This is a genomic window from Pseudoxanthomonas spadix, from assembly GCF_003703395.1.
Taxonomy (GTDB): domain Bacteria; phylum Pseudomonadota; class Gammaproteobacteria; order Xanthomonadales; family Xanthomonadaceae; genus Pseudoxanthomonas_A; species Pseudoxanthomonas_A spadix.
This window is the reverse complement of sequence record NZ_RDQN01000012.1, coordinates 15552-41552: the sequence shown is the minus strand read 5'-3', so window position 1 is coordinate 41552 and position 26001 is coordinate 15552. Positions and strand designations below refer to the sequence as shown.

Sequence of the window (26001 nt, the reverse complement as noted above, 5' to 3'; positions counted from 1 at the left end):
GCGCCGGTGCTGCTTCGACCGCCACGGTGGGTAACTACACCATCACCGCGGCCAACGCCGATGGCACCGGGCTGTCGAACTACGCCATCAGCTATGTCGACGGCACCCTGACCGTGGGCAAGGCCGGGCTGACGATCACCGCCAACGATGCCTCCAAGACCTACGGCCAGAGCGCGAGCCTCACCGGCTACACGGCTTCGGGCCTGGTCAATGGCGATACGGTGAGCAGCGTGGATCTGTCCAGCGCCGGTGCTGCTTCGACCGCCACGGTGGGTAACTACACCATCACCGCGGCCAACGCCGATGGCACCGGGCTGTCGAACTACGCCATCAGCTATGTCGACGGCACCCTGACCGTGGGCAAGGCCGGGCTGACGATCACCGCCAACGATGCCTCCAAGACCTACGGCCAGAGCGCGAGCCTCACCGGCTACACGGCTTCGGGCCTGGTCAATGGCGATACGGTGAGCAGCGTGGATCTGTCCAGCGCCGGTGCTGCTTCGACCGCCACGGTGGGTAACTACACCATCACCGCGGCCAACGCCGATGGCACCGGGCTGTCGAACTACGCCATCAGCTATGTCGACGGCACCCTGACCGTGGGCAAGGCCGGTCTGACGATCACCGCCAGCGATGCCTCCAAGACCTACGGCCAGAGCGCGAGCCTCACCGGCTACACGGCTTCGGGCCTGGTCAACGGCGATACGGTGAGCAGCGTGGATCTGTCCAGCGCCGGTGCTGCTTCGACCGCCACGGTGGGCAACTACACCATCACCGCGGCCAACGCCGATGGCACCGGGCTGTCGAACTACGCCATCAGCTATGTCGACGGCACCCTGACCGTGGGCAAGGCCGGGCTGACGATCACCGCCAACGATGCCTCCAAGACCTACGGCCAGAGCGCGAGCCTGAGTGGCTATACGGCTTCGGGCCTGGTCAATGGCGATACGGTGAGCAGCGTGGATCTGTCCAGCGCCGGTGCTGCTTCGACCGCCACGGTGGGCAACTACACCATCACCGCGGCCAACGCCGATGGCACCGGGCTGTCGAACTACGCCATCAGCTATGTCGACGGCACCCTGACCGTGGGCAAGGCCGGGCTGACGATCACCGCCAACGATGCCTCCAAGACCTACGACGGCCTAGCCTGGAGTGGCGGCAATGGGGTGAGCTACAGCGGCTGGGTCAACGGAGAGGACGCCTCGGTGCTCCGCGGAACGCTGGTCTACGGCGGAACTTCGCAGGGGGCGATCGCCCCTGGCAGTTACTCGATCACCGCCAGTGGTCTGATCTCGGACAACTATGCCATAGATTACATCGATGGCTTGTTGAGCATCCAGGCTGCTCCGGCCGAGGAATGGACGCGGCAGTTGCCGCCGGGCTATGCCGCTGCGCTGGCGTCGCTGCATCGGGGCGAACGTCATGCAGCCGATCCGGCGGATAGCACCGGCACTGGTGCCTCGTATGAAGTGATCGCCGACGGTATTCGTCTGCCTTGGTCTTGTATCGCTGATGAACAGGTGCCGGCTGGAGCCCAGGACTGCGCCAAACGAGGAACACGATGAAACGGCTCTGTTTTTGCCTGCTCAGCGGCGTCGCTGCGCTTCAGGCCCATGCCCAGCAAGTGCCGGTGCAGAACCCCGTGGTGCCTGACGCCGGCCGCTCGATGCGCGAACTAGAGCAGCGGCCACCGTCGCTGCCGCAGAAACAGTCACTCGATCTGGACCTGCCGGACGCGCCGTTGCAGCAGGAGGCGCAGAGCAGCCAACGGGTGTGGGTGGACGGCTTCGTCCTCGAAGGCAACAGCGCGATCCCGAGCACAGAGCTGCTGCCGCTACTGGACGACCTGGTGCACCGGCAGGTCTCACTGGGCCAGTTGCAGGCCGGCGCCCATCGCCTTACCCAGCACTACCGCGCGCGCGGATATCCGCTCGCCCGCGCCTACTTGCCTGCCCAAGCAATCGATCAGGGCCAGGTCAGGATCGCGGTGCTGGAAGGGCGCTACGGCCAGGTCCAGGTCCACAACACCTCGCGCCTGCGCCAAGCCGCAGTGGCAGCACCCCTGCGCACGCTGAAGCCGGGCGAAGCGGTGCGTGTTGCACCGCTGGAACGGGCCCTTTTGTCCTTGCGCGACTTGGCAGGCGTGCAGGCCAAGGCCACGCTACAGCCAGGCGCCAGTGTCGGCGCAACCGACCTGGTCGTTGAGGTACAGCCGGAGCCGATGCTGAGCGGCACGATCGAGGCGGACAATTTCGGCAATCGCTACACCGGTGAATATCGCCTGGGCGGCAGCCTGGACATCAACAGCCCGCTGCGCCTCGGCGATCGATTGAGCCTGCGCGCACTGGGCACGAGCGAGGATCAGCACTACTACCGGGCGGGCTGGCAAGTGCCGGTCGGACCCTGGTCCACCCGCCTCGGACTGGCGTGGTCACGAATGGACTACGAATTGGGCAAGGACTTCGCCGATCTGCGCGGCCACGGCCTGGCGCGCATTGCCAGCATGTACGTCTCCCAGCCGCTGCTGCGCAGACGCGATGCCGCGCTCTACGTCACGCTGCAGTACGACCACAAGAACTTGCGCGACGACATAGACCTGTACGACATCCGCAGCAGGAAGCGTTCGCGCGTATGGACCACGACCTTGCGTGGGGACGAGCGCGACGGTTGGTTGGGCGGCGGCGCAAACAGCTTCGCCTTGTCCTGGAGCCATGGTCAGCTGGACATCGAGGACCCCGAAGGGCGGGTGCTGGACGCGGCCACCACCGACGCGGCCGGCAATTTCAACGTGATACGTCCAAGCCTGGTGCGGCTGCAACGCATTGCTGGCCGTTTCAGCGTGTACGCGCAATTGCAGGGCCAGTGGAGTGACCGCAACCTGGACAGCTCGGAGAAATTCTATCTGGGCGGCGCCTATGGCGTGCGTGCTTATCCTCAGGCAGAGGCGGCCGGCGACCAGGGTTGGCTGGCCAACCTAGAGGTGCGCCAGGCCCTGACCGAGGCTTGGCGAATGTCGGTCTTCATCGATCACGGACAGGTGCGCCTCAGCAAAGACCCATGGGACGACGGTGGCAACCACCGCAGTCTTTCAGGCATTGGCCTGGGCACTGACTGGGCTGCGCACGGGTGGCGGCTCGGCGCCTCGGCGTCCTGGAAGCTGGGCAGTGCCGAGGCTCAAGACGGGCACGCGCGCGAGCCGCAGATATGGGCGCAAGTCGCGTTCGATTTTTGATTGCCCATGGCAGACCTATCGCAGGCGGATCAGCCAAGGCGCAAGTGTGCAGGGGCATGTCGTCGGCCCGGCGCCGATTGTCAGGGAGCGCAGGCGGCAGAAGCCGGGCAGGTTGCCAATCGCGCAGAGCGCCCTACAGGCGGTGAGCTTTCGCCTCGAAGTCACGCGCCTGGAGCGTGTCTACCGCCAGGCGCCTGACGCGCGTGTTTTTGCGCCCGCTCGGCCACGATCAACCAGTTGTTGAACGGCGTGTTGCCGTACAGCGGCGAGAAGGTCGCGGTCAGGCCGGCGGCGCTTAGATGGCGTTGCAGGGTTTCGCGGGTCGGGTAGCTCTTGGGGACTTCCTGCATCCATCCGGCCAGGTGTGCAATCAGGTCGGTGACCCGGGTGGTGCGGCCGCGGCCGCTGTCATCGCCCAGGGCGCTGCGGATCACCAGCTTGGCGCCGGGGGCGAGCATGCGCGCGGTGTGCGCCAGCAAGCCGGCCTGCACCGTCTCGGGCAGGTACTGCAGCATGTCCAGGATGGCCACGTTGCCTGCGTGTTCGGGCCAGCGCACGGTCAGGTCGAGCACTTCGAAACGGGCCTCGGCCAGGCCTGTGCGGCGCGCGATCTGGCGGGCGCGCTGGATCTTGCCGGCGTCGATGTCCACACCGTAATAGGCACGCGACTGGCCGTCGGCATGCAGCGCGTGGGCCAGCAGGCCCAGGCCGCACCCCAGGTCCAGCACCGGGCCCGGCGTATCGCGCAGGACCGCCAGCACGCCCGGGTACAGCGGGTCGGTACGCAGCTTGGCGCGGGTGTAGTAGTAGTCGTAGCGGTTGCCCCACGGCCGCTGGGGCAGGAATGCGCGCGCGATGGTCAGCGCCTGTTGCGCGGGCATGGGTCGGGTGGCGTCGCTCACGTCGTTCCTTCGGCGGTCGGCGGGAAGTACTCAGGCTAGCGCATTGCGCGCCGCAGGGAGTGCCAATGCGGTCCACAGCGCGTACATCGCCGGCGACGGATGCAGCCCGTCGCCGGCCAACATGTCGGCTTGATGGCCATGGGCCCGGCTGAGCGGGGTGATGTCGACGAAGGCCACCCCGCGCGCCCGGCACAGGGCATGTGCGGCGGCGTTGAAGGCATCAATCTGCGCGGACGTGGCCGCGCCGTCGCGTTGCTGGGCAATGGCGAACGGGGTCAGGCCCCAGTCGGGGATCGACAGCACCAGCACGCGCGCGGGGCGATTTGAGGCGAACCCGATTGCCCGCTCCAGCAGCACGGCGAACTGTGCGCGGTATTGATCGACGCTGCGGCCGCGATACTGGTCATTGACACCGATGCCCAGGCTGACCAGGTCGTAATCGCCGGCTGGCGCGGCCGCATCGATGGCGGCGGCCAGTTCCTCGCTGGTCCAGCCGGTGGTGGCGACGATCTGCGGCGGCTGCAACGCGATGCCCTGGGCGCGCAGCGCCTGGACCAGCTGCACCGGCCAGCGCCCGGCTTCGGGCACGCCTTCGCCGATGGTGTAGGAATCGCCCAGCGCCAGGTAGCGCAGGCCCTGGCCGTGCACCGGTCAGGCCGCGGCGGGGCGCGACCTGGACTTGAGCGCGACGACCTTGGTGTTGGCCTCGGCCCGGCGCGCCAGGGTACGGTCGATGCGGACGAACACCTCGCGCATCGACGCCGCATCGGGCAGCAGCGTCACCCGGAAGTGGTTGCGGTAAGGCACGTTGAAGCTCGAGCCGGGCACGACCAGCACGCCTTCGTCTTCCATCAGCTCCAGTGCGAACTGGTAATCGTCAAAGCCCTTGGCGGCATCGCCGACCACCGCCGGGAAGGCGTACAGCGCACCGGCCGGGGCGCACAGCGCCAGGTGCTCGCTGGCGGCGCAGGCCTCGATCACTGCGCGGCGGGTTTCGTACAGGCGACCGTCGGCGGCGCACAGGGCGCTGATGGTGTCAGGGCCGTTGAGTGCGGCTTCCACCGCGTACTGGCCAGGCACGTTGGAACACAGGCGCAGCGCGCCCAACAGGTCCATGGCGTGCTGCAGCGGGGCGATCAGCTCCGCGCTGCCGGACAGCAGCGCCCAGCCCACGCGCCAGCCGCAGGCCCGGTGCACCTTGGACAGCCCGGAGAAGGTGATGCACGGCACCTCGCCAGCCAGCGGCGCCAGCGGTTCGAAGGTGGCGCCGTCGTAGAGGATCTGGTCGTAGATCTCATCGACCAGCAGCAGCAGGCGATGCTTGGCGGCGATGGCGACGATGCGCCTGAGCAGCTCGCGCGGATAGGTGGCGCCGGTGGGGTTGTTCGGGTTGATCAGGACGATGGCGCGGGTGCGGCTGGAGACCAGGGTTTCCATCTCCGACGGATCGGGCAGGAAGCCGTTGCTGGCGCTGCACTGGTAGTACACCGGGCGGCCGTCGTTGAGGATGGTCGCCGCCGACCACAGCGGGTAGTCGGGCGAAGGCACCAGCACTTCGTCGCCGGGATTGAGCAGGGCGCGCAGCGACAGGTCGATCAGTTCGGACACGCCGTTGCCGATGAAGACCCGATCCGGATGCGCATCGGGGGTATTGCGCGCGGCGTACCAGGCGGCCACCGCTTCGCGCGCGGCCGGCAGGCCCTGCTGGTGGGTGTAGGGATCGGTGCGGCCCATGTCGTCGGCGATCGCGCGCTGCAGGTGCTCGGGCGCGCGGAAGCCGAACGCGCCGGGATTGCCGATGTTGAGCTTGATCAGCTTGCGGCCCTGGGCCTCCAGCTCGCGCGCGCGCCGGGCCAGCTCGCCGCGGATTTCGTAGCGGACTTCCGAGAGACGTTCACGGACGGCAAGCGGCTTGCTGGGAGTGGTGGACATGGCAGCATGGAAAGAGGTTGAAAAAACCGCCCCAGCATACGCCTGATGGCCTGCCTTTCCGCGCGGACGTTGCAGCGGAAACCATCGCCCATGCGGTCTGCCAAGCCAAAGCCCCTCCGCCGGCACCGACCCGTAGAATCGCGCCATGACCGATCAAGCCCCCGACTACGCCGCGCTGCGGGTCATTGGCTGGCCCTGGCCCGGCGCGCCGGAGGATGCCGCCTGGCAGGCGCTGTGCGCGGCCCATCCGCAGGCCGTTCCGGCCCGGGTCAGCGAGCAGCACCGCTCCGGTTACGTGGTGGCGCGCGGGCCTGAGGATGCGCTGCGCCCGGAGTCGCTGCCGGAATGGCAACGGCCGCGGTTTCCCGCCCACGCGCGTCCAGCGGTGGGCGACTGGGTGCTGGTGGAAGAGGGCAAGCGGATCGTGGCCCTGCTGCCGCGGCACACCGCGATCAAGCGCGCCGCGGCCGGCGAGCACTACCACCAGCAGGTGATCGCGGCCAACGTCGATACCGTGTTCATCGTCTGCGGCCTGGATGCGGACTTCAATCCGCGCCGGATCGAGCGCTACCTGATGCTGGTCGGCGGCGGTGGGGGGCAACCGGCGGCTCCGCAACCGGTGGTGGTGCTGACCAAGGCCGACCGCACCGAGTACGCCGATGATGCGCTGGAGGTGCTGGCCGACCTGGCCGCGCAGGACATTCCGCTGCGCACGGTCAACGCCAAGGATCCTGCCAGCGTGGCGCAGCTGCACGGCTGGCTCGGTCCCGGTCGCACCGTGGTCCTGGTCGGCTCCTCCGGTGCGGGCAAGTCCACGCTGACCAACACCCTGCTGGGCGTGCAGAAGATGAAGACCAACACGGTGCGCGAGAACGATTCGCGCGGCCGCCACACCACCACCTATCGCGCGCTGATCCCGCTGCCGTCCGGCGCCTGCCTGATCGACACGCCCGGCATGCGCGAGCTCAAGCCCACCGGCGAGGAAGACCTGGCCGAAGGCGGCTTCGCCGACATCCAGGCGCTGACCGCGCAGTGCCGCTTCCGCGACTGCGCCCACCAGGGCGAACCAGGCTGCGCGGTGCAGGCGGCCATTCAAGCCGGCGAGCTCGACCCCGCCCGCCTGGCCAACTACATGAAGCTGCAGGATGAGGTGGCCGCCGCCGCGGCCAAGCTGGCCAGGCGCGTGGCCGAGAACGCCGGCAAGGGCCCGGGGCGGCGGCCGGCCGGCCGCCCGGGACGGCGCTGACACTGCGCTTGGCGTCTGTCAGCGCTCCGAATGCCCCGGCTGGTCATGGTCGCGCGGATGGAACAGGTCCGGCCGGATCAGCGCGATGAAGGCCCGTGCCTGCGGTGACAGGTATTTGCCCTTGCGCACCACCACCCCGTAACTGCGCGAAGGGAAATACGCACTGAGCGAGCGCGCGGCCAGGCGGCTGCGGTCGGCATCGCCCAGGCAGATCGAGCTGACGATCGACAGGCCCATGCCCATGGCCACGTACTGCTTGATCACCTCCCAGCCGCCGACTTCCAGGGCCACGGTGTAGGGCACGCGCGCCTGCTGGAAGGTCAGGTCCACCAACCGGTAGGTGATCTGCCGGCGCGGCGGCAGGATCAGCCCGTAGGGGGAAATGTCTTCCAGGGTGACCCTGGATTTGCTGGCCAAAGGATGGTCGTGCGGGGTGATCAGCATGGGCTCGAAGCGGTATACCGGCTCGTAGCTCAGGTCGGCCGGCACATCGAGCATCGAGCCGACCGCCAGATCCACCGCGTCCTCGCGCAGCAGGTCGGTGCCGTCGGCGCTGATCGCGTTGTGCAGGGTCAGGCGCACGTCCGGATGCGCGCGACGGAACGCGTCCACGATCCGCGGCAACAGGTACAGGATGGTCGAGCTGTTGGCGGCGATGTTGAGCTCGCCCGCATCCAGGCCGCTGACCTTGTCCCTGAAGCTTGCCGCCAGCCCGTCCACCCCCTCGACCAGCGGCTGGGCCATCTCGAACAGCAGCTGACCTTCGCGGGTGGGCGACAGGCGCCGCCCGCTGCGCTCGAACAGGTGCGCGCCGTATTCGCGCTCCAGCGCCTGCAGCTGCAGCGAGATGGCCGGCTGGCTGACGAACAGGGCCTCGGCCGCGCGCGAAACCGAGCCCAGGCGCACCACCTGGCAGAACGCGCGCAGCGGCTTGAGCCGGTCGGATTTGTAGGAAAAACGCGGGCTTGGCGGGGCGGTCACAGGATTGTTCCCAAAGCTATAAGTTGTTCTTATGCATCAGATTGATAAAACTCAGTTGTCAAATAGTACTCCCGGGAGCACGGTGACGGCCCAGTCCACACGACAGGAATCCGCCCATGTCCGCACCTGCCCATGCCTTGCCACCGCGTGATCCGGCCATCGCCGGGGCCACGCCGGGGCTGGCGCTGACCCGCCAGGACCCCGGCCAGGACGCGCTGCTGCCGCCGGCCCTGCTGGCGCTGCTGGTGAGCCTGCACCGGGCCATCGAGCCGGGCCGCCAGGCGCGGCTGGCCCAGCGCCAGCTCCGCCAGGCCGAGTTCGACAGCGGCGCCCTGCCGGACTTCCGCACCGACACCGCCGCCGTGCGCGAAGGCGACTGGACCGTGGCACCGATCCCGGCCGCGTTGCTGGACCGCCGGGTGGAGATCACCGGCCCGACCGATCCGAAGATGGTGATCAATGCGCTCAACTCCGGCGCCAAGGTGTTCATGGCCGATTTCGAGGATTCGACCTCGCCCACCTGGAGCAACCTGCTGACCGGCCAGCGCGCGCTGATCGGCGCGGTCGCCGGCGACCTGCAGTTCGCAGCACCAGCCACCGGCGACAAGCCCGGCAAGCACTACACGCTGAAGCCATATGAACAACAGGCCGTGCTGATCGTGCGTCCGCGCGGCTGGCACCTGGACGAGAAGCACGTGCTCATCGATGGCGCGCCGATCGCCGCCGGCTTGTTCGACGTGGCGGTGTTCGCCTTCCACAACGCGCGCACGCTGCAGGCCAGGGATCGCGGCCCGTACTTCTACCTGCCCAAGCTGCAGTCGATGGAAGAGGCTGCGCTGTGGGAGTCGGCGCTGTCGCATATCGAGGCGGTGCTGGGCCTGGCGCAGGGGCAGATGAAGGTGACCGTGCTGATCGAGACGCTGCCGGCGGTGTTCGAGATGCACGAGATCCTGCATGCGCTGCGCAGCCGCATCGTCGGCCTGAACTGCGGCCGCTGGGACTACATCTTTTCCTACATCAAGACCTTGCGCGCCCACCCGGATCGGGTGCTGCCCGAGCGCGGCCAGGTCAGCATGACCCAGCCGTTCCTGAAGGCCTATTCGGAACTGCTGATCCAGACCTGCCACCGGCGCGGCGCCCATGCCATGGGCGGCATGGCCGCGCAGATCCCGATCAACGACGACCCGATCGCCAACGAACAGGCCATGGCCCGGGTGCGCGCCGACAAGCTGCGCGAGGTGAGCGCCGGCCACGACGGCACCTGGGTCGCGCACCCGGCGCTGATCCCGGTGGCGATGCAGATCTTCGACGAGCACATGCCGCAGCCCCATCAGCACGCGGTCACCCGCGCCGATGTGCACGTGAGCCGCGACGACCTGATCCGGCCCTCGCAGGGCACGATCAGCCGGGCCGGGTTTGAAGGCAACGTCGAGGTCTGCGTGCGCTACCTGGCCGCATGGCTGGACGGCAACGGGTGCGTGCCCATTCACTGGCTGATGGAAGACGCGGCCACCGCCGAAATCTCGCGCGCCCAGCTGTGGCAATGGCTGCACACCGAGGGCCTGCACCTGGACGACGGCACCGCGATCGACGAGGCACTGCTGCAGGCCACGCTCACGCGGCTGCCTGCGCTGCTGGGCAACACCACGGCCATGCCCGGGGCGAGCAAGGTCGACCAGGCCATCGCCCTGCTGGATGAACTTTCGCGCAGCCAGACGCTGGCCGAGTTTCTCACCCTGCCGGCGTACGCATTGATCGACTGATCCAATTCCGTCGTTCCCGCGCAGGCGGGAACCCAGTGTCTTCCATCACGACTTAGTGGTCCGAACGAGAGTCGCTGGATTCCCGCCTTCGCGGGAATGACGACAAAGCAACACCTACAAGATCAAGACCGCTTTCCCCAGGCGGCCACGGGCCGCTGCACCCTTCAAACACCCATGCGCCACACGAGGACGCCACCATGAGCAAGCTGCGCACCGCCGACCAGATCCAGAAGGAGTGGGACACCGATCCGCGCTGGAAGGGCATCACCCGCAACTACACCGCCGCCGATGTGGTGCGCCTGCGCGGCACCATCCCGGTTGAGCACTCCCTCGCCAGGCTCGGTGCCCAGAAGCTGTGGACGTCGCTGCACAGCCAGGACTTCGTCAACGCCCTGGGCGCGCTGACCGGCAACCAGGCCATGCAGCAGGTCAAGGCCGGACTGAAGGCGATCTACCTGTCCGGCTGGCAGGTCGCCGCCGATGCCAACCTGGCCGGGCAGATGTATCCGGACCAGTCTCTGTATCCGGCCGATTCGGTGCCGGCGGTGGTCAGGCGCATCAACAATACCCTGCTGCGCGCCGACCAGCTGCAGCATGCGGAAAGAGAGCCAGGATGCAGCGATGACAGCATCGACTTCCTGCAGCCGATCGTGGCCGATGCCGAAGCCGGCTTCGGCGGCGTGCTCAACGCCTTCGAGCTGATGAAGGCGATGATCGAGGCCGGCGCGGCCGGGGTGCATTTCGAGGACCAGCTGGCCTCGGTGAAAAAGTGCGGCCACATGGGCGGCAAGGTGCTGGTGCCCACCCGCGAGGCGGTGGAGAAGTTGAACGCCGCGCGCCTGGCCGCCGACGTCATGGGCGTGCCGACCCTGCTGATCGCGCGCACCGATGCCGAGGCCGCCGACCTTCTGACCAGCGACGTGGATCCCAACGATGCGCCGTTCACCACCGGCGAGCGCACCGTCGAAGGCTTCTACAAGACCCGCAAGGGCCTGGACCAGGCGATCAGCCGCGGCCTGGCCTACGCGCCCTATGCCGACCTGATCTGGTGCGAGACTGGCAAGCCGGACCTGGAGTTTGCCAGGGCCTTTGCCGATGCGATCCATGCCAGGTTCCCCGGTAAGCTGCTGGCCTACAACTGCTCGCCCAGCTTCAACTGGAGCAAGCACCTGGACGAGGCGACCATCGCCAGGTTCCAGAAGGAAATCGCAGGCTACGGCTACAAGTTCCAGTTCATCACCCTGGCCGGTTTCCATGCGCTGAACTACTCCATGTTCCACCTGGCCCACGGCTATGCGCGCGAGCAGATGAAGGCCTTCGTGGAGCTGCAGGAAGCCGAGTTCGCCGCCGCGCCCAAGGGCTTCACCGCGGTCAGGCACCAGCGCGAGGTGGGCACCGGCTACTTCGATGCGGTGACCCAGGCGATCCAGCAGAACCAGTCCTCGACCACCGCCCTGACCGGCTCGACCGAGGAGGAGCAGTTCACCACCCGGGCGGCCTGAAGCAGGACGCGCCGGTTGCCTGCCGGCGGCGCGATCCACCCGCCGGCGGCGCGGCCCTCGCCGCTCAGGCGGCGTGTGCAGTGCCGGGTGGCTCCATGCGTCGGTAGCCCAGTGCTTCGGTCAGATGCATGGTGGTGATGTCCGCGGCGTCGGCCAGGTCGGCGATCGTGCGCGCCACCCGCAGCGTGCGTTGCATGGCCCGCGCCGACAGTTGCAGCTTGTCGATCGCCCGTTCCAGCAGCGCCTGGTCCTGGGCGGATAGCCGACAGCAGGCAAAGGTCTGGGCGTGGCCCAACCGGGCGTTGAGCAGGCCGCTGCGTGCCAGCTGGCGCTGGCGCGCCGCTTCCACCCGGGCGCGCACCAGGGCGCTGGGTTCACCTGCCGGCGCATCGCCACGCAGGTCCTGCGGCGGCACCCGCGGGACCTCGACCTGCAGGTCGATCCGGTCCAGCAGCGGCCCGGAAATCCGGTTGCGGTAGCGCGCCACCGCCTGCGCGCTGCAGTGGCAGCGCCCGCTGGCATCGCCGGCCCAGCCGCACGGGCAGGGATTCATCGCCGCCACCAGCTGGAAGCGCGCCGGGAATTCGCAGCTGCGCGCCGCGCGCGACACGACCACCGTGCCCGACTCCAGCGGCTCGCGCAGGACCTCCAGCGCGCGTCGGTCCCATTCGGTCAGTTCATCGAGGAACAGCACCCCGTTGTGCGCCAGCGAAATCTCGCCGGGCCGTGGCTGCGAACCGCCACCGACCAGGGCCACCGCGCTGGCGGTGTGATGCGGCGCGCGGAACGGCCGCTGGCGCCAGCGGCTCGGGTCCAGGCCGCGTCCGCTGACCGAGGCGACGGCGGCGCTTTCCAAGGCCTCGGCTTCGCTGGCCAGCGGCAGGATGCCGGGCAGGCGCGAAGCCAGCAGGGTCTTGCCGCAGCCGGGACTTCCGACGAACAGCAGATGGTGGCCGCCGGCCGCGGCCACTTCCAGCGCGCGGCGTGCATGCAGCTGGCCACGCACGTCGGCCAGGTCGGGCATCGGCGCCTCGGCCGCGTCGCTGGCCTGTGCCGGCGTGGCCGGCCTGCTGCCGGAGAGCATCGCGCAGACCTCCAGCAAGGTGCGTGCGGTGCAGGCACCGCCGTCGCGCACCAGGGCCGCTTCGCCACCGTTGGCCAGCGGCACCACCAGTCGGCGGTCGTGGCGTGCGGCGGCCAGCACCGCCGGCAGCACCCCGTCGACCGGGCGCAGCTCGCCGGTCAGGCCCAGTTCGCCCAGGAATTCCCACTCGGCCAGCAGCTGCCGGTCGATCTGGCCGCTGGCCGCCAGGATGCCCAGGGCGATTGGCAGGTCGAAGCGCCCGCCGTCCTTGGGCAGGTCGGCCGGGGCCAGGTTGACGGTGATGCGGCGGGCGGGGAACTCGAACTGCGCGCACAGGATGGCCGCGCGCACGCGGTCGCGGCTCTCTCGCACCGCCGCTTCGGGCAGGCCGACGATCTGGGTCGCGGGCAGGCCGCCGGACAGGTGCACTTCCACCTGGACACCCGGGGCATGCACGCCGGCGCGCGCACGACTGTGCACCAGGGCAAGACTCATGGGACGCTCCTTGTCCGCCGTCGGGAGGCAGAAGCTAGCAGTCTGTCGGACTTTGGTCGGCCGGGCTGCGAATCCGCCTGTGCGGTCCATCTTTCCGCCGCTTCTTGGCCCATAGCACCACTATGGGCCGGCGAACCGTCGAAAATCTGACCTCGCACAGCCGAATTCTCGCCTCGACCACCAAAGCCCGACAGGCTGCTAGCTGCGCGGGGTGATGCGCGATTCCAGCGCAGCCAGCTCGCGTTCCAGCGCCTCGAGCTTCTCGCGGGTGCGCAGCAGCACCGCGCGCTGGACCTCGAATTCCTCGCGGGTCACCAGGTCCAGCCGCGACAGGCCCGACTGCAGCGCGCCCTTGAAGGTGCGCTGCAGGTCCTCGCGCGATTCGCGCAGCCCCGGCGGGACCAGCTCACTGAGCCGGCGCGCCAGCTCGTCGATGGGGTTCAGGTCGATCATGGGCAGTTCTCCGGTTGCTGAAGGCCAGGCTCGCACGCAGGTTGGGGGCGCGGCCATCGGCCAGTGCCGCACCGGCGCATCGGAAAACTCCGATGTGCCCCAGATGTGCAGGTCGGACTTCATTGGACAGGATCGGGCCGGCCGCGGGCAATGGCTGCGGCCGGCGCGCGCGTCTGGGCTTTCAGGTCCTGCGACAGGCGACTTGCAACCCCGCTGCGCCGGGCCGTTCCGACCGCGACGTTCGTGCCTGCCGTCTGCCCCCCGCCGGTGCTGACAGCGCGCCCGGGCCTCAGGGCGCGTGCCAGCCATCCACCGCGGCCCGGCCCAGCGCCGGGTCGTCGGTGAACAAGCCATCGATGCCGGCATCCAGGAAGGCGCGCATCTCGGCGATGCTGCCGGCCTCGTGGCGGGTGGTCGGCGCATCGCCCTGGCGCTTGTCGCCGGGCAGGAAATAGTTCTCCGGACGGAAGGTGTAGGGCATGACCTTCAGGCCGGCGGCATGGGCATCGCGGACCAGGGACGAAGGCGTGCCCAGGTGCTGCTGCGCATCCAGGGCGATGATGCTGCGCAGGTTGGGCCCCAGGATCTGCGCGTAGCCGGCCACCTCACCCAGGCCGGCCGGCGTCAGCATGTCCGCATAGGTCAGGGTGCCGCCGGCGGCCAGCACATCGCCGGGCCTCTCATCCGGCGCGCCGATCAGTTGCAGCAGCTGGATGTTGCGATGGTCGCTGCCCAGCAGCGCATGCAGTTGCCTGAGGTTGGAGATTTCGAAGGACTGGATCACCACCGGCGCGCTGCGCGTGTAGGCGTGGGCCTGCAGCGTGGCCAGCACCTTGGCCTCCATCGCCTGGCCGCGCTGCTGGAAGTAGCTCGGATGCTTGATCTCGGGAATGAGGCCGATCACCCGGCCACGCGCGGCCGCTTCGGCGGCGGTGAAGTCGATGATCTCCTCCAGGGTCACGATCTGGAATTGGCCGTCGAAGGCGGTGCCACGCAACTGCGGCAACCGCTCGCGGGCGCGCAGGGTCTTCAGCTCGGCCAGGGTGAAGTCTTCGCTGAACCAGCCGGTGATCGTCTGTCCGTCGATGGTCCGGGTGGCCTTGCGCGAGGCGAATTGCGGATGCGCTGCCACATCGGTGGTGCCGCCGATCTCGTTCTCGTGGCGCGAAATCAGCACCCCGTCCCCGGTCGGGACCAGGTCCGGTTCGATGAAATCGGCGCCGTCGGCGATCGCCTTGGCATAGGAGGCCAGGGTGTGCTCGGGACGCAGGGCGCTGGCGCCGCGATGGCCGATCACCAGCGCCCTGTCGGCCGGCAGCGGAGCCAGCGCCTGGGCCGAGGTGGTGGAAGAAAACAACGCGCCCATGCAGGCTGCCAGGAACAAGGTCGAACGGATCATGCGGGTCTCCGAAAGCCGGTGCCATCAGGCGATGGATGGCGCGGTCGTGACCTTGCAGTCTGGCCCATGGCGGTGGCAAGGCCATGACATCGCCGGGGTGGCGCTGGGCGATGAAACCTGCACAAGCGCGGCGCGGCCTGGTTCAGGCAGGCGCAGGTCAGGTTTCGCCCAGTGCCCTGGCCACGAACGGCGGCGACACCAGCAGCCCGGTGTGCAGCGGTGCGGTGTAGTACAGGGTGTCAAAGCCCTTGGCGAGCGCATCTGCCTGGCGGAAGGCGAAATCGGCAGCGGCGTCCTTGGAGGCGATGGTCACGCTCCACCAGCCGGTCGGATAGCACGGCTGCGGGAACGGCAGGGTCTTGAACGCCTTGAAGCCGGCCTTGCCCATTTCCGCGCGCATGTCGCGGATCAGCTCCAGCAGGGCCAGCGGCGATTCGGACTGCTGCACCAGCAGGCCGTCGGGCTTGAGCGCCCTGAAGCAGCTTTCGAAGAACGCCTTGTTGAACAGGCCTTCGGCCGGGCCGACCGGGTCGGTCGAATCGACGATCACCACATCCACGCTGCCGGCCGGGCAGTTGGCCATGTAGGCCACGCCGTCGTCGAACAGCAGCTCGGCGCGCGCATCGTCGTTGGATTCGCACAGTTCCGGGAAATACTTCTCGGCCATGCGCGTGACCTGCTCGTCGATGTCGCACTGGGTGGCGCTTTCAACGCCCGGGTGCTTGAGCACCTCGCGCAGCGTGCCGCAGTCGCCGCCGCCGATGATCACCACCCGCCTGGGGTCGGGGTGGGTGAACAGCACCGGATGACTGATCATCTCGTGATAGAAGAAGTTGTCGCGGCTGGTCAGCATCATCGCCCCGTCGATCACCATCAGCTTGCCCCAGTCGGTGCTGTCATAGATCTCGATCTTCTGGAACGGCGATTGCACCTGATCCAGCTTGCCCTTCAGGCGGAAGCCGATGGCCGAGCCGGTGGGCTGGAAGTGTTCGATGAACCAGGCGTCGGTGGCGGTCATGGGCGTGTTCCTGAGTGGGCGGGTGTTGACCCTTCTCCCCTTGGGAGAAGCGCCTGTCCCGGCGGAAGCGGGGATGCCCCGGCGGGGGCGGACGAGGGTTCGGGCGCAGCTGCCAGGCTGTTGAAGCGACATCGCAGCTTCGCCTCGTCCCCCACCCCAACCCCTCTCCCGACAGGAGGGGGGCTCGACGGGGCGCGCATTGTAACCAAGCCCATCTCTCCCGGAAGTTACAATCCGCGGCCATTTTCCCTATAGACAGGGCTTGATCCCGATGAGCGAGTGGTCCATCGACCAGGCACGCAAGACCTACTCGATCCCGCACTGGGCCGACGGGTACTTCGACGTGGACGCGGCCGGGCGCATGATCGTGCGCCCGCAGGGCCAGGGCGGGCCGGTGGTGGCGTTGCCCGAGGTGGTCGATGCCGCGCGCGCCAACGGCGCCCGGCTGCCGATGCTGGTGCGCTTTCCGGACATCCTGGGCCAGCGCCTGGGCAAGTTGCAGGCCGCCTTCGCCCAGGCGCAGGCCGACTGGGACTACGCCGGCGGCTATACGGCCGTGTATCCGATCAAGGTCAACCAGCACCGCGGGGTGGCCGGCACCCTGGCCAGCCATCACGGCGAGGGGTTCGGCCTGGAAGCGGGCAGCAAGCCGGAGCTGATGGCGGTGCTGGCGCTGTCGCGCCCGGGCGGATTGATCGTCTGCAACGGCTACAAGGACCGCGAATACATCCGCCTGGCGTTGATCGGCCGCAAGCTGGGGCTTGAGACCTTCATCGTCATCGAAAAACCCTCCGAGCTGAAGCTGGTGCTGGAAGAAGCCCGCGCGCTGGAGGTCAAACCCGGTCTGGGCGTGCGCATGCGCCTGGCTTCGCTGGGCGCGGGCAAGTGGCAGAACAGCGGCGGCGACAAGGCCAAGTTCGGCCTGTCCCCGCGCCAGGTGCTGGACCTGTGGAAGGCGCTGCGCGATACCGAATTCGCCGATGCCTTGAGCCTGCTGCATTTCCACATGGGCTCGCAGATCTCCAACGTGCGCGACATCGCCAACGGCATGCGCGAGGCGGTGCGCTACTTCGTCGAGCTCTCGCGCCTGGGCGCGAAGATCAGCCATGTCGATGTCGGCGGCGGCCTGGGCATCGACTACGAAGGCACCCGCTCGCGCAGCTACTTCTCGATCAATTACGGGCTCAACGCCTACGCCGGCAACATCGTCCAGCCGCTGGCCGATGCCTGCGCCCAGCATGGTTTGCGTCCGCCGCGCATCGTCACCGAGTGCGGCCGGGCCATGACCGCCCACCACGCGGTGCTGATCGCCAACGTGGCCGAAGTGGAGCAGGCGCCCGAGGGACGCGTGCCCGACGCACACCAGGACGAGCCGGCCGCGGTGCGCCACCTGCGCCAGATTCATGAGGAGCTGGACGAGCGCCCGGCGGTGGAATTGTTCCAGGAAGCCCAGCATTTCCACGCCGAAGGCTTGAGCGCCTACGCGCTGGGCCAGATCGACCTCACCGCAAGGGCGCGCATCGACGACCTGTTCTACGCCATCGCCCACGGCGTGCGTGCGCGCCTGAGCCATGGGGAAAAGAGCCACCGCCCGATCCTGGACGAGCTCAACGACCGGCTGGTGGACAAGTACTTCGTCAACTTCAGCGTGTTCGAGTCGATCCCGGACGTGTGGGCGATCGACCAGGTGTTCCCGATCGTGCCGATCGAGCGCCTCGACGAGCGCCCGCAGCGGCGCGGCATCATCTGCGACATGACCTGCGACTCGGACGGCATGGTCAAGACCTACGTCGAGAACGAGAGCCTGGACAGCTCGTTGCCGCTGCACGCGCTCAACGCCGGCGAGCGCTACCGGATCGGGTTCTTCCTGGTCGGCGCCTACCAGGAAATCCTCGGCGACATCCACAACCTGTTCGGTGATACCGACGCGGTGGAAGTGCGCTGCGAAGGCGGTTCGACCCGCATCACCCAGCAGCGCCGCGGCGACACCACCGATGTGATGCTGGACTACGTGGGCTACGCGCTGGCCGACCTGCGCGCGGCCTATGCCCGGCGCGTGGCCGAGGCCAACCTGTCGCCCGAACGCGCGCAGGAACTGTCCGCGGCGCTGGAAGCCGGCCTGACCGGCTACACCTACCTGTCCGACGAGCCACTGGGGTAAGGGGGAGTTGCTTGGTGATCAGCTCGCGCATAGGATGTGTATGAACTCTTGTGGGCATACACATGCGTACCAATATCGTCATCGATGATGACCTCATGCGCGAAGCGCTTGAGGCAACTGGGCTCAAGACCAAGCGCGAGGCGGTGGAGCTTGGCCTGCGGACCCTGCTCCAACTGAGGCGGCAGCAGCAGATCAAGACCCTGCGTGGCAAGATCGACTGGCAGGGCGACCTGGAAAGGATGAGGACCGACAAGTGATCCTGGTCGACTCCAGCGTATGGATCGATTACCTGCGCGGGGTGGAGACCAGAGAGACTGACCGGCTGCACGGCCTGCTCGGCGTGGAACCGCTGGCCGTGGGCGATCTGATCCTGACCGAAGTGCTGCAGGGCACCGGCACCGAAAGGGATTTCAACGAAGTCCTGCGGCTGCTCGATCGTCTGGACCTGGTGTCACTGGGCGGCCATGGCGTCGCCATCCAGGCGGCTCGCAACTTCCGCGTATTGCGCGAAAAGGGAATCACCGTTCGCAAGACCGTCGATTGCATCATCGCCACGCGCTGCATCATGGATGATCTGACGCTGTTGCACAGCGATCGGGATTTCGCTCCCTTCGTCGCGCACCTGGGCTTGAAGTCAACGTTCGAATGAGGCCTGACCGGATGGGAGGTACGTTACCCGCCAAATCCTTGCGTTGGCGCGCCAAGGCGTCGCACAGCCCGGGCCGTGTATGGCGCCGCCTCGCTGTTGGCCGCGTCGGTGCTGCACTACGCGGTGGAGCGGCCGTTCCTGGCCCTGCGCGGGCGCTTGCTGGCTGCGCAGGCAGCGGGCGCGCCGTTGACCGGGCACGCCTGATCGCAGGCCGCGGCGGTGTGGCCAGGGGAAGGGCCGCTCGGTCAGGTTCCGCCCCGCGCATGGCTGTGCCGGCCTGATCGCCGCTGCCGTGGTCAGTCCGGAACCGCGGGCGGCCCGTCCTGCAGGTCCAGTCCGGTCTCGCGCATCAGCCGCCGGTAGCTCGGGCCGGGCTGCCAGGCGAGTCGGCCATTGCCACGTTCGATGATGGGCAGTTGCAGTACTTCGTACACCGGCTGCCAGGATTGCTGGCCGTCACCGCCGCGTACCCGCAGGCGCAGCGCGGGATTGGGCAGGTAGTGGCCGTTGCGGGTGCGCAGCCACAGCCTGCGCGCCGGCTGGTAGGCGCTGTCGACCTCGGCCCGGGCCAGCACCGCGTTGAAGTAGGTGCGCTTGCGGCGCTGCGCGGGCCACACCGCATCGGGGAAGTGCTCGATGTTGCGCATCAGATAGGCCGCGTCAAACCCATGCAGGCGGCGCACATCGTGTTTGGGCAAGTTGTAGAGCAGCGAGCCCAGCGTCTTCAGGCCGGTCAGCATCAGCTGCAGCAGCAGGTATTCCCCCTGCTGCCGATACAGCCGCAGCAGCCGGCCGTCCACTTCCACATCGAGCATGGGGGCGGCCACGCGCTGCCAGATTTCGCCGAACGCGCCGCCGGCGTAGTCGGCATCGCGTGCGGCGCGGGCCAGGGCGAAGGATTGCGCGGTGTGGCCGAACGGATCGCGCAGCTCCAGGTCGGCGCCGCGGTCCAGCAAGGTGTCCACCAGCGCCACGTTGCCGGCCTCGGCCGCCAGCATCAGCGGCGTGGCCCCGGTCACGGTGAGGTGGTCGACGCCGTACTGGTCGCAGTGCTGCAGGATAGGCTTGACGTTCTTCTTCTCGTAGCCGGCGGTGTAACGCGCGGCGAGGCTGGCGCGCGCCTGCTTCAGGCGTTGGGCGTCCAGGTGGATGCCATTGAAGGGGTCGTGCTGCACCAGCCCGCGCATGCCCGGCCACGCCAGTTCGGTGTGCAGGGCCACCAGGTGGCCATCCAGAAAATGCCAAAGCGCCATGTCCGCCAGCAGCTGGCGCGGCTTGTTGGACACCTCGCGCGGATCGTAGGCGCGCTCGATGCTGGCCTGCAGCAGCGCCGCGTCCCACACCGGCCAGGGGACGGTGCGGGTCTTGAGCACCGACTGGCGGATCGCATCGGCCTGCTCTTGCTTGCCCTGCAAGGCCAGCCGGTGTGCCTCGCGCTCCCAATCCTCACGACTGGACTGGCTTGCGGGCACCTCGAGCTTGTCGTTGCGCTGGTGGATGCCAAGCAGTTGCAGCAGCGGATGGGTCAGATCGCTTTCGACCAGGTACAGGCGCTCCACCGCCCGGGTCATCGCCACGTACAGCGCATTGACGTAGAACTTCCACAACTCCAGCGAGCGGTCCTGCTTGTCCTTGGCGCGGCGGTAGTCCAGATCCTCGCGCGCCAGGTCCTGCGCGCTGACGCCTTCGCAGATCTCGGCGTAGGCCCGGCGCTGCCCGGAGACGAATCGGCAGAGGATGATGTTGGGATATTCCAGCCCCTTGGCCTCGTGCACCGAGAACACCAGCGGCGTGTGGAACACGGTGCGCGCCTGGGCCTTGTCCTCGTCACGCAACACCAGCACGGCGAACTGGGTGGAGCCGCGTGTGCGCGCGTCCAGGTCGCGCTTGACCGCCTCCTGGTCGGGCAGCAGGCGCACCTGGCCATCGCTGTCGGTGGCCGCGCGCACCAGGTGGTTGCTTTCGCGGTCGATGGAGCCGAAGCGGGCGTGCTTGATCTTGAGCAGGGCATTGGCCGCGGCGGTGATGGCCCGGGTGTTGCGATAGTTGACGCTCAGCACCGACAGGCGCTGGCGCTCGGCCAGCTCGGGACTGCGCCAGAACAGGCTCTTGACCGCAGCCCACGAAAAGAAGTTCGGATGCACGATCTGGTTGGAATCGCCGCACAGCAGGAACTGTCCGGCGCTGCGCAGCGTGGCCAGGACCAGGGCCAGCTGGGCATTGGTCAGGTCCTGGACCTCGTCGACCACCACGAAGTCGTATTGCGGCTGGGCCAGGGGCTGCCAGGCATGGGCGACCAGGTTGCTGTCGTACAGGCCGCTGTCGGCCAGCCACTGCCGGTACTTGTCGAACAACGCGTGGATGGCCTGGCGCTGGTCGGTTTCGAAGATCGACTGGCGCGGGCCCAGGGCCAGATAGGCGTCGCGGTCGAGCACGCCTTCTGGCTGGCTGCCGATCACGCCGCGGAACTCCTCGAAGCACGGGTGCGCGTCGGTGAAGCGGTACTGCTGGCGATGCCGTTCGAACCATGCGCGGAAATCGGCAAAGGTCACCTCCCGTCCGGCCGGGACCCGCAGGGTTTCCAGGAATTCTCGATAGGACAGGAACTGGACCTGCTGATCATCGTTCTGGTAGCCGTGCGCGTCGTAGAGCGCGCGCGCGTTCTGCGCCAGCCATGGCGACTGGGTGATGTACAGCACCTCGCCGCTGCACTGGCGCAGCTTCTCCAGGGTCAGCGCGGTCTTGCCGGACCCGGCCGAGCCGACCAGGACCAGCGGCGGCGGCATCCAGTAGACCGCCTCCTGTGCATCGTCGAAGGAGATCGGCTTGTCCAGCAGGTGGAACTCCCCTCGCCCCGGATGCAGGTAACGCACCGGCTCGGCGGTCCGTGCCACCTGCTCGGGGGTGGCATCCTCGATTCGCGAGGGGTCCACGTGCGCGCCGCGCAGGAAGCGCGACTTGTCATAGGCATGATGGGGCACGATCTCCAGGGCCAGGCACGCGGTGCGGTCGCCGTGGCGCACGAACTGCAGCAGCAGCCGGCTGGCATCGTCCAGCCGGGCGCGGTAATAGGGCGTGGGCGCGAGCTTTCTCAGGTCCACGCTGCGGAAATCGTTGCGCTCGATCGCCTGCACGACCTTGTCGTACTTGGCCTGGAATTTCCCGGGCAGCAGCCCGCTGTAGCGGAGCACCTGCATGGGCCGTCAGCCGCGCGCGACCTGGAATCCGGCAAAGGACTGGGTCACCGGCATGATTTCCAGCCGATTGATGTTCAGGTGCGCCGGCAGGGTGGCCACGTAGAAGATCTGCTCGGCGATGTCTTCGCTGGTCATCGGGTGGGCGTCGCCGTAGAGCGCATCCGATGCCGCCTGGTTGCCGCCGGTGCGCACCAGGGTGAACTCGGTTTGCGCCATGCCCGGTTCGATCGAGGTCACCCGCACGCCGGTGCCGTGCAGGTCACTGCGCAGGCCCAGCGAGAACTGCTTGACGAACGCCTTGGTGCCGCCGTACACGTTGCCGCCGGTGTAGGGATAGGTGGCCGCCACCGAGCTGATGTTGATCACCGCGCCCTTGCGCGCAATCAACGTGGGCAGCACGCGGCGGGTCAGGGTGACCAGCGCGGTGATGTTGGTGTCGATCATCTGCTGCCACTGGGCCAGGTCGGCCTGCTGGGCCGGGGCGGTGCCCAGGGCCAGGCCGGCGTTGTTGACCAGTAGGTCCAGGTCGGCGAAGCCGGCCGGCAGCGCATCGATGGCCGCGTTCAGCGCATCGCCGTCGCGGATGTCGAAGGCGGCGGTGTGGACCGCCTCGCTGCCGAACTCGGCCGCCAACGGCGCCAGGCGCTCGGCGCGGCGGCCGGTGGCGATGACTTTCCAGCCGGCGGCGGCGAACCTGCGCACGGCGGCGGCGCCGAAACCGGAGGTGGCACCGGTGATCAGGGCAGTCTTGCTCATGGGGACTCCTGGATGGACGAGGGGAGAAGGGGACGGCGCCGGTGCAGGGCGGCACCGGCCGGGGCGCCGAGCGCGGCAGCCAGCAGCTGCAGGCCCAGGCCCAGCGCATTGCTGGCCAGCACCGAGGCGGCAATCACGCCAAGGGGGCGCTGCGGCATGGCGCCGTGGGCGATCTGCACCAGCAGCGCCAGCGCCATCAGCTGCAGCAACAGCACCAGCGCCAGGCCGATCGGCAGAAAACGCCGGCCGCCGATCCAGCCGCCAAGGAACAGGCTGATCGCCAGCGCCACGCAGGCGGCGGGTTGGATGAAGCTGTTGCCGTGCACGGCGAAGGTCTGCAGCTGCGCCGGCAGCAGGCGCGCAGCGAGCAAGCCCAGCGCAAAGTCCAGCACGAACGCCACCGCGCTGGCCAGGATCAGACGCTGCCGCGGGCTTGCCGGGCCGATCACCGCACCTTGATTGCCATGGCGGGCAGGCCGCCGCTGGCAAGTTTCTGCTTGGCCTCGGCCAGCTCGCCGGCGGTGCGATAGGGGCCCATGCGCACGCGATAGACGGTCTTGCCGTCCGAATCGCCGGACTCGACCCGGGCGCTCAGCCCCAGCATCGCGATCCTGGCCTTGACCGCCTCGGCGTCGCCGGAGGCGCTGAAGCTGCCGGCCTGCAGGAGGTAGTTCACGTCACCGGCGGCGCTGGCCACGGCATTGGAAGCGGCCGCGGCCGCCACGCTGGTCGGCGCAGGCGTGGCCGACGGGGTCTTGGTCATCTCGTCCAGCGCGGTGGGCTGCTGGCCGGCCAGGGCGGCGGCATCGGGATTGGCGGCCGGATTGGCGGCCGCATCCCTGGCGGCCTCGGCCTGCGCGGCGGCGGCTTCCCTGGCCTTGCGCGCTTGCTCGGCGCGCGCGCTGGCGGCCAGCTCGGCATCGGACATCTGCACTTCGCGGCCTGGCAGCAGCGTGTAGAAGTCGTACTGGGTCGGTTTTTCTGGCGCGGGCTCGCGGGCCGCAGGGGTGGCCGGTGTCGACGCGTCGCCGGCGGCCGGTGCGTCTTCGTCATCGCTGGCCACCGGCGCGGGGCGCGCATCGGGGTTGGGCCTGGGCCGCAGGAAGTTGTCGCCGTCCTTCTTCATCAGGTCCGGCACGATGAAGAACGCCGCCGCGCCCAGCACCAGGCCTGCGATCAGCCACACCCAGCCTGGCGTGCCGTTGCTGGTCGTGCGCCTGGCCTGTGATTTCCCGCGTCGTGCCGGCATCTGTCTACTGATCTCGTCGAAGTCGTCGTTACATGCGCTCGGGCGCGCCAATGCCCAGCAGGTCAAGTGCGTTGGCCAGGACCTGGCGCACGGCCATCGCCAGCGCCAGGCGCGCGTTGCGCGCATCGGCATCCTCGATGAGGATCGGTTCGCCGTCGTACCAAGCCTGGAAAGCATAGGCCAGTTCGCGCAGGTATTGGGCGATGGCGTGGGGCTCCAGCGCCAGGCCGGCCGCCTCGACCACTTCCGGATAGCGCGACAGCTCCACCATCAAGGTCAGTGAGGCCTCATCGGTCAGGGTCGGCAGCGCAGCGATGCCGGCGGCCTGGTCATAGGCCGCAAAGCCCTTCTCGGTGACCCGGCGCAGCAGGCTGCACACGCGCGCATGGGCGTACTGCACGTAGAAGACCGGGTTGTCCTTGCTCTGCTCGCGGGCCAGGTCGATGTCGAAGGTCAGCTGCGAATCGGGCTTGCGCGCGATCAGGAACCAGCGCGTGGCATCGGCGCCGGCTTCCTCGATCAGCTCGCGCAGGGTCAGGTAGCTGCCGGCGCGCTTGGAGAGCTTCACTTCCTCGCCGCCGCGCATCACCGTGACCATCTGGTGCAACACGTACTCGGGCCAGCCCTTTGGGATGCCGACATCCAGTGCCTGCAGGCCGGCGCGCACCCGCGCCAGCGAGCCGTGATGGTCCGCCCCCAGCTCGGTGATCGCGCGCTGGTAGCCGCGCTGCCACTTGGACAGGTGGTAGGCCACGTCCGGGACGAAGTAGGTGTAGGTGCCGTCGGACTTGCGCATCACCCGGTCCTTGTCGTCGCCGTAGTCGGTGGACTTCAGCCACAGCGCGCCGTCCTGCTCATAGGTGTGGCCGGACCTGATCAGCAGCTCGACGGTCTCGGCGACCTTGCCGCTGGCATACAGCGAGCTTTCCAGGAAATAGACGTCGAAGCCCACCCCGAACGCGGCCAGGTCGGCGTTCTGCTCGCGGCGCAGATAGGCCACCGAGAACCGGCGGATCGCGTCCAGGTCCTCGATGTCCCCGGCCGCGGTGACGGTGTGGCCTTCGACCTCCACGCACTCGCCGCGCCGGTAGGCGTCGGCCACCTCGATGATGTAGTCGCCGTTGTAGGCGGTCTGCGGCCACTGCGCGTCGCCGGGCTTGAGGCCGTGCAGGCGGGCAAAGGTGGAGCGGGCCAGGTTCTCGATCTGCACGCCGGCGTCGTTGTAATAGAACTCGCGGCGGGTGTTCCAGCCATTGGCCGCCAGCACCCGCACCAGGCAGTCGCCGATCACCGCCGCCCGGCCGTGGCCCACGTGCAGCGGGCCGGTCGGGTTGGCCGACACGTATTCCACGCCCACGGTCCGGCCGGCGCCGGAGCCGTTGCGGCCGTAACTGGCGCCCTGGGTGAGCGCGGTGACCACCTCGCGCTGGTAGGCGGCATTGGCCAGATGAAAGTTGATGAAGCCCGGGCCTGCGATCTCGACCCTGGCGATGTCGGTGCTGGCTGGCAGCGCCTGGACCAGCGCCTGGGCCAGGACGCGCGGATTGCTGCGCGCCGGCTTGGCCAGCAGCATCGCCGCATTGGTGGCGAAGTCGCCGTGTTCGCGCGTCTTGGGACGTTCGACGGTGAAGTCCGGGGTGGCGGCCGCGGCCGGCAGGGTGCCGGCCTGGCGCAGGGCGTCGATGCCCTGGGCGATGAGGGCGCGGAGGTCGGATTTCACGTGGACAGGTCTGCCTGGAGCCGGGAAACGAGGGATTTTAACCGACTGGGCAGGCGGCGGCCCTGGCGGGGCAGGAGCCGGGACTCGGCAGAGCCGGGACTCGGGACCCGGGAGAGCCGGGACCCGGGACCCGGGAGAGCCAGGGGCCAGGGGCCAGGACCCCAAGAACAATGGCGGGGCTAGCTCCTGCTCTTGATCCTTCCGGGTCCCGGGACCCGGAGAGCCAGGGCCAGGGCCAGGGCCAGGGCCCCAAGATCGATGG

The 26001-nt window shown here is 68.5% G+C and carries 21 protein-coding genes and 1 pseudogene; 9 read left to right on the top strand and 13 right to left on the bottom strand.

Annotated elements, in window-relative coordinates:
• Window positions 1-1565: MBG-2 domain-containing protein (locus D9R12_RS14340; protein WP_170159275.1), on the top strand; the 1565-nt coding region annotated here is incomplete at its 5' end.
• Window positions 1562-3232, top strand: coding sequence for a ShlB/FhaC/HecB family hemolysin secretion/activation protein (locus tag D9R12_RS14335; protein ID WP_122231434.1), 1671 nt, complete (start codon window positions 1562-1564; stop codon window positions 3230-3232). The genes D9R12_RS14340 and D9R12_RS14335, both read left to right, overlap by 4 nt.
• 161 nt (window positions 3233-3393) lie before the next feature.
• Here the strand turns inward: D9R12_RS14335 and D9R12_RS14330 are convergent, their stop codons facing one another.
• The 3 genes from D9R12_RS14330 to D9R12_RS14320 are packed head-to-tail and all read right to left on the bottom strand — an operon-like array spanning window position 3394 to window position 6066.
• On the bottom strand, window positions 3394-4113 hold the full coding sequence (locus D9R12_RS14330; protein WP_122231438.1) for a class I SAM-dependent methyltransferase: 720 nt from the start codon (window positions 4111-4113) through the stop codon (window positions 3394-3396).
• A 51-nt stretch (window positions 4114-4164) separates the two neighbouring features.
• Complete coding sequence (locus D9R12_RS14325; RefSeq protein WP_122231432.1) at window positions 4165-4782, bottom strand: SGNH/GDSL hydrolase family protein; 618 nt, start codon at window positions 4780-4782, stop codon at window positions 4165-4167.
• A 3-nt stretch (window positions 4783-4785) separates the two neighbouring features.
• Window positions 4786-6066 (bottom strand): pyridoxal phosphate-dependent aminotransferase, encoded by a 1281-nt coding sequence (locus D9R12_RS14320; protein WP_122231430.1) that lies wholly within the window; start codon window positions 6064-6066, stop codon window positions 4786-4788.
• 145 nt (window positions 6067-6211) lie between these two features.
• Here D9R12_RS14320 and rsgA point away from each other — a divergent pair, with 145 nt between their 5' ends.
• Window positions 6212-7312, top strand: coding sequence for a ribosome small subunit-dependent GTPase A (gene rsgA / locus D9R12_RS14315; RefSeq protein WP_122231428.1), 1101 nt, complete (start codon window positions 6212-6214; stop codon window positions 7310-7312).
• Between the two features lie 18 nt (window positions 7313-7330).
• Here the strand turns inward: rsgA and D9R12_RS14310 are convergent, their stop codons facing one another.
• Window positions 7331-8293: a LysR family transcriptional regulator gene (locus D9R12_RS14310; RefSeq protein ID WP_122231426.1), complete on the bottom strand. Its 963-nt coding sequence runs from the start codon at window positions 8291-8293 to the stop codon at window positions 7331-7333.
• Between the two features lie 116 nt (window positions 8294-8409).
• On the opposite strand from D9R12_RS14310, the gene aceB reads away from it, so the two are divergent.
• Together aceB and aceA are read left to right on the top strand one after the other, a co-directional pair.
• Window positions 8410-10056, top strand: coding sequence for a malate synthase A (aceB, locus tag D9R12_RS14305; protein ID WP_122231424.1), 1647 nt, complete (start codon window positions 8410-8412; stop codon window positions 10054-10056).
• A gap of 197 nt (window positions 10057-10253) precedes the next feature.
• Window positions 10254-11558 (top strand): isocitrate lyase, encoded by a 1305-nt coding sequence (gene aceA / locus D9R12_RS14300; RefSeq protein WP_122231422.1) that lies wholly within the window; start codon window positions 10254-10256, stop codon window positions 11556-11558.
• 64 nt (window positions 11559-11622) lie between these two features.
• Here the strand turns inward: aceA and D9R12_RS14295 are convergent, their stop codons facing one another.
• The 4 genes from D9R12_RS14295 to speE form a co-directional block, all read right to left on the bottom strand.
• Window positions 11623-13137 carry a YifB family Mg chelatase-like AAA ATPase gene (locus D9R12_RS14295; RefSeq protein WP_122231420.1) on the bottom strand — a complete coding sequence of 505 codons (1515 nt, stop codon included), beginning with the start codon at window positions 13135-13137 and terminating at the stop codon, window positions 11623-11625.
• 198 nt (window positions 13138-13335) lie between these two features.
• Complete coding sequence (ubiK, locus tag D9R12_RS14290; RefSeq protein WP_014162000.1) at window positions 13336-13590, bottom strand: ubiquinone biosynthesis accessory factor UbiK; 255 nt, start codon at window positions 13588-13590, stop codon at window positions 13336-13338.
• 289 nt (window positions 13591-13879) lie between these two features.
• The gene (locus D9R12_RS14285; protein WP_122231418.1) at window positions 13880-14989 is read right to left on the bottom strand and encodes a glycerophosphodiester phosphodiesterase; all 1110 of its coding nucleotides are present in this window, start codon (window positions 14987-14989) and stop codon (window positions 13880-13882) included.
• Window positions 14990-15146: 157 nt separating this feature from the next.
• Complete coding sequence (gene speE / locus D9R12_RS14280; protein WP_122231416.1) at window positions 15147-16007, bottom strand: polyamine aminopropyltransferase; 861 nt, start codon at window positions 16005-16007, stop codon at window positions 15147-15149.
• A 271-nt stretch (window positions 16008-16278) separates the two neighbouring features.
• Between speE and speA the strand changes: the two genes are divergently transcribed.
• The 4 genes and pseudogenes from speA to D9R12_RS15940 all read left to right on the top strand — a co-directional run.
• Window positions 16279-18168: an arginine decarboxylase gene (gene speA, locus D9R12_RS14275; protein WP_122231414.1), complete on the top strand. Its 1890-nt coding sequence runs from the start codon at window positions 16279-16281 to the stop codon at window positions 18166-18168.
• 62 nt (window positions 18169-18230) lie between these two features.
• A complete protein-coding gene (locus D9R12_RS14270) occupies window positions 18231-18425 on the top strand; it encodes a type II toxin-antitoxin system VapB family antitoxin (RefSeq protein ID WP_014161996.1) in 195 nt (64 codons plus the stop codon).
• On the top strand, window positions 18422-18817 hold the full coding sequence (gene vapC, locus D9R12_RS14265; RefSeq protein ID WP_122231412.1) for a type II toxin-antitoxin system VapC family toxin: 396 nt from the start codon (window positions 18422-18424) through the stop codon (window positions 18815-18817). The genes D9R12_RS14270 and vapC overlap by 4 nt, the downstream gene beginning before the upstream one ends.
• A gap of 66 nt (window positions 18818-18883) precedes the next feature.
• Window positions 18884-19021 (top strand): annotated as a pseudogene (locus D9R12_RS15940) (acyltransferase family protein); the annotation flags it as partial.
• A 92-nt stretch (window positions 19022-19113) separates the two neighbouring features.
• Here the strand turns inward: D9R12_RS15940 and D9R12_RS14260 are convergent.
• Genes D9R12_RS14260 through argS form a run of 5 tightly spaced genes read right to left on the bottom strand, consistent with a single transcriptional unit; the run spans window position 19114 to window position 25739 of the window.
• Window positions 19114-22014, bottom strand: coding sequence for a hypothetical protein (locus D9R12_RS14260; protein ID WP_122231410.1), 2901 nt, complete (start codon window positions 22012-22014; stop codon window positions 19114-19116).
• A 6-nt stretch (window positions 22015-22020) separates the two neighbouring features.
• Entirely contained in the window at window positions 22021-22770 is a 750-nt protein-coding gene (locus D9R12_RS14255; protein WP_122231408.1) for an SDR family NAD(P)-dependent oxidoreductase, read from the bottom strand.
• The gene (locus D9R12_RS14250; protein WP_122231406.1) at window positions 22767-23219 is read right to left on the bottom strand and encodes a hypothetical protein; all 453 of its coding nucleotides are present in this window, start codon (window positions 23217-23219) and stop codon (window positions 22767-22769) included. Before D9R12_RS14250 ends, D9R12_RS14255 begins: the two co-directional genes overlap by 4 nt.
• Window positions 23216-24019, bottom strand: coding sequence for an SPOR domain-containing protein (locus D9R12_RS14245; RefSeq protein ID WP_122231404.1), 804 nt, complete (start codon window positions 24017-24019; stop codon window positions 23216-23218). Before D9R12_RS14245 ends, D9R12_RS14250 begins: the two co-directional genes overlap by 4 nt.
• A gap of 28 nt (window positions 24020-24047) precedes the next feature.
• Window positions 24048-25739, bottom strand: a complete 1692-nt coding sequence (gene argS, locus D9R12_RS14240; RefSeq protein WP_122231402.1) for an arginine--tRNA ligase — start codon at window positions 25737-25739, stop codon at window positions 24048-24050.
• Between the last annotated feature and the right edge of the window lie 262 nt (window positions 25740-26001).